The sequence below is a fragment of the Frankia sp. AgKG'84/4 genome (assembly GCF_023242965.2).
Taxonomy (GTDB): Bacteria; Actinomycetota; Actinomycetes; order Frankiales; family Frankiaceae; genus Frankia.
The window spans coordinates 1-4,233 of the sequence record NZ_JALKFU020000475.1 but is presented as its reverse complement, the minus strand read 5'-3'; the positions used below and the strand labels follow the sequence as shown (position 1 = coordinate 4,233).

Sequence of the window (4,233 nt, the reverse complement as noted above, 5' to 3'; positions counted from 1 at the left end):
GGCATTCGCAGGGGGAGATCGCGGCGGCGTGTGTGGCGGGGGCGTTGGGTCTGGCGGATGGGGCGCGGGTGGTGGCGGTGCGCAGCGGGCTGGTGGCGGCCGGGTTGTCGGGTCGGGGTGGGATGGCGTCGGTGGCGTTGCCGTCCGGGGAGGTGGCGGAGCGCCTTGGGGGGTGGGCCGGGCGGCTGTCGGTGGCGGCGGTGAACGGGCCGTCGTCGACGGTGGTGTCGGGTGATCCGCAGGCGTTGGACGAGTTCCTGGCCGGTTGTGAAACGCAGGGAGTTCGGGTTCGGCGGATCGCGGTGGATTATGCGTCGCATTCGGCGCAGGTCGACGATGTTGTGGACGAGCTGATGGTGGCTTTGGCCGATATCACCCCGCGGGTGCCGGAGATTCCGTTCTTTTCGACGGTGACCGGCGGGCCGGTGGAAGAGACGGTGTTGGATGCCGGTTACTGGGTGCGGAACCTGCGGGAGCCGGTGTTGTTCGAGCCGGTGGTGCGGGGTCTGCTGGACAGCGGTCGTCGTGTTTTCGTCGAGGTCAGTCCGCATCCGGTGTTGACGGTCGGTATGCAGGAGACCATCGACGCGGCAGCGGATTCGAGCGCGGCCACGGATTCTGCTTCTGACGCTGTGGCGTTCGGGACGCTGCGCCGTGACGATGGCGGTCCGGGGCGTTTTCTGGCCAGTGTGGCCGAGGTGTTCACCCGCGGTGTCGCGGTGGACTGGGCGCCGATGTTCGGGGCGCCGATGCTCGGAGCGCCGCCCCGGCGGGTCGATCTGCCCACCTACGCCTTCCAGGAGCAGCGGTACTGGCTGGAACCGGCGGGGCCCGGGGCCACCGACGTCGCCGCCGCCGGGCTGGATGCGGCCGACCATCCTCTGCTGGGCGCCGCCGTCACAGTGGCGAGCTCCGACAGCCTGCTGGTCACCGGCCGGCTCTCCCTGAGCGACCATCCCTGGCTCGCCGACCACGCCGTGTCGGGCACGGTGCTGCTGCCGGGTGCGGCGTTCGTGGAGCTCGCCGTCCACGTCGGCTCGCAGGTCGGCTGCGGGCGGGTGGAGGACCTGACCATCGCGGTCCCGCTGGTCCTGCCCGCCTCGGGTGCCGTCCGGATCCAGGTGACGGTCGATCCGCCCGACGACGGCGGCCGCCGCGCGGTGTCCTTCTTCTCCCATCCCGACACCGCCGGTGCGGATGCCGGCGACCGGGTCTGGACGCGGCATGCGTCCGGCCTGCTCGCGGCGGACACCCGGGCGCCGTCGATCGACACCGGGGCCTGGCCGCCGGCCGGGGCCGAGCCGGCTGCTCACGAGACCCTCTACGACGATCTGGCCGCGGTCGGCTTCACCTACGGCCCGGTGTTCCGGGGGCTGCGCGCCGCCTGGCGGCTGGGCGACGAGGTGCTCGCCGAGGTGAGCCTGCCATCCGAGCACGGACCGGACGCCGGCTCGTTCGGGTTGCATCCGGCGCTGCTGGACGCGGCCCTGCACGCGATGGCGCTCGGCGGACTGCCCAACCCCGGCGAGCGCGACGACAGCACCCGGCTGCCGTTCGCCTGGAGTGGCATCGGCCTGTACGCCACCGGTGCCACCGCGCTGCGGGTACGACTGGCACCGGCCGGTCGCGACGCGATCAGCCTGCGGCTCACCGACACCGATGGTCAGCCGGTGGCCACCATCGAGTCGCTGGTGCTGCGGGCCGTCGATCCGGCGCGCCCCGCCGGTGGCTCGGTTGTGGTGGACGACCTGTACGAGTTCGGCTGGGTGACGGTGCCGCCGGTCGCCGTGGACGTGCCGGTCGCCGCGGGCTCGGCACCGTCCACGTGGGCGGTCCTCGGCGCCGACCCGGTGATCACGCCGGAGCTGACAGAGCTGACAGAGCTGGCGGGCAGCGGCGTCGTCGTCGATCACCACGTCGATCTGCCGGCGCTGTCGGCCGCCGTGGCGGCCGGGGTACCCGTGCCCGCTGTGGTGCTCGTGCCCTGCCCGTCCGCGCATCCGGATCCGGGCACCGGCCCGGCCGAAGATGGTCGGGTTGGGGGCGCACCGGCCCAGCAGGCACCGGCCCAGCAGGCACCGGCCCAGCAGGCATGGGTCGAGCAGCTGCGGGCCGAGGACGTGCGGACGGCCACCGGTCACGCCCTGCGGTTGGCGCAGCAGTGGCTCGCCGACGACCGCTTCGCCTCCTCCCGGCTGGTCCTGGTGAGTCGGGCAGCCGTGGCGGCCGGACCCGGTGACCCGCCGGCCGATCCCGTCTCGGCGGCGGTGTGGGGCCTGCTCCTGTCCGCCCGCTCGGAGAACCCCGACCGCTTCGCGCTGATCGACCTCGACGCCGAACCGGCGTCGTGGCAGGCGCTGCCCACCGCGGTGGCGGCGCTGGCCGCCGACGAGCCGCGGCTCGCGATCCGCGCGGGCGAGGTGCGGGTCGGCCGGCTGGTGCGGGCCGGGGGTGGCGACACGCTCGTGCCCCCGGCGGTGGCCGCCTGGCGGCTGGAAAGCACCGGCAAGGGTGCCCTGGCGAACCTGGCGCTGTTGCCCTGCCCGGAGGCGTCCGGGCCGCTGGTCGGCGCCCAGGTCCGGGTTCGGATGCGGGCGTCCGGGCTGAACTTCCGGGACGCGCTGAACGCGCTGGGGCTCTACCCCGGCGACGCGGGTCCGCTGGGCATCGAGGGCGCCGGGGTGGTCGTCGAGGTCGGCCCGGACGTGACGGACCTGGCCGTGGGGGAGGCGGTGATGGGGCTGTTCGCCGGTTCCTTCGCCTCCCTGACGGTGACCGACCGGCGCATGCTCGCCCGCGTCCCCGCCGGCTGGACGTTCGGCCAGGCCGCCTCGGTGCCGGTCGTCTTCCTCACCGCGTACTACGGACTCGTCGATCTCGCCGGTCTGCACGCCGGGCAGACGGTGCTCGTGCACGCGGCGGCCGGCGGGGTCGGGATGGCCGCCGTCCAGCTGGCCCGTCATCTCGGCGCCGAGGTGTACGCGACGGCGAGCCCCGGCAAGTGGGACGTCCTGCGGGCGATGGGGATCGACGATGACCATCTCGCCTCCTCCCGGACCCTGGACTTCGCCGACCGGTTCCACGCCACCTCCGGCGGGGCGGGCGTCGACGTGGTCCTCAACGCGCTCGCCGGTGAGTTCGTCGACGCCTCGCTGCGGCTGCTGCCCCGCGGTGGCGCGTTCGTGGAGATGGGCAAGACCGACGTCCGGGACGCGGCGGTCGTCGCCGCCGAGCGTCCCGGGGTGCGTTACCACGCGTTCGAGCTGATGGACGCCGGCCTCGGGCGCCTCCAGGAGCTGTTCGCCGAGGTCATCGCGCTGTTCGCGCAGGGCGTGCTCAACCCCCTGCCGACCCGGTTCGTCGACGTCCGCCGGGCACCGGAGGCGTTCCGCTTCCTCAGCCAGGGCCGCCACATCGGCAAGATCGTCCTGACCGCGCCGCCCGCGACACCGGCCACGGGATGGGATCCGCAGGGCACGGTGCTGGTCACCGGTGCCACCGGGACGCTGGGGGCGCTGGTGGCCAGGCACCTCGTCGCCGTCCACGGCGTGCGTCACCTCGTGCTGGTCGGCCGCCGCGGTGCCGCCGCGCCCGGCGCCGCCCGCCTGGCGCAGGAGCTGGACGGACTGGGCGCCACCGTCACGCTCGCCGCATGCGACGCGGCGGACCGGGACCAGCTCGCCGCCGTCGTCGATGCCATCCCGGCCCGGCACCCGCTGACCGCGGTTGTCCACGCGGCCGGCGTGCTCGACGACGGGGTGGTCGCCGCGCTCACGCCCGAACGGCTGGACCAGGTGCTGCGGCCGAAGGTGGACGCCGTGCTCAACCTGCACGCACTCACCGCCGGCCGGGATCTGGCGGCGTTCGTCCTGTTCTCCTCGATCGCCGGGATCTTCGGTGGTCCGGGCCAGGGTAACTACGCCGCGGCCAACGCCTTCCTCGACGCGTTCGCCGAGCGCCGCCGGGCCGCCGGCCTGCCCGCGGTGTCGATGGTCTGGGGACGGTGGGCGCCCGGCAGTGACATGACCGGCCACCTCGACGACACCGCGCTACGGCGGATGGACACCGGCGGGCTGCGGCCACTCGACGCCGAGGCGGGGCTGGCGCTGTTCGACGCGGCAGCCGGCGCATCCACCGCGGTGAGCGTCCCGGCCGCGTTCGACCTGGCGGCGATCCGGGCGCTGGCCTCGACGCGGGGCATCCCCGCGTCGCTTCGCGGACTGGTGCGGCCAC

Annotated in this window: 1 protein-coding gene; it reads left to right on the top strand. The window is 74.4% G+C overall.

All coding sequences use genetic code 11. The features are described from left to right. Positions 1 to 44 precede the first annotated feature (44 nt). On the top strand, positions 45 to 4,233 hold a 4,189-nt coding region (locus tag MXD58_RS21515; RefSeq protein WP_250609808.1), incomplete at its 3' end, for an SDR family NAD(P)-dependent oxidoreductase.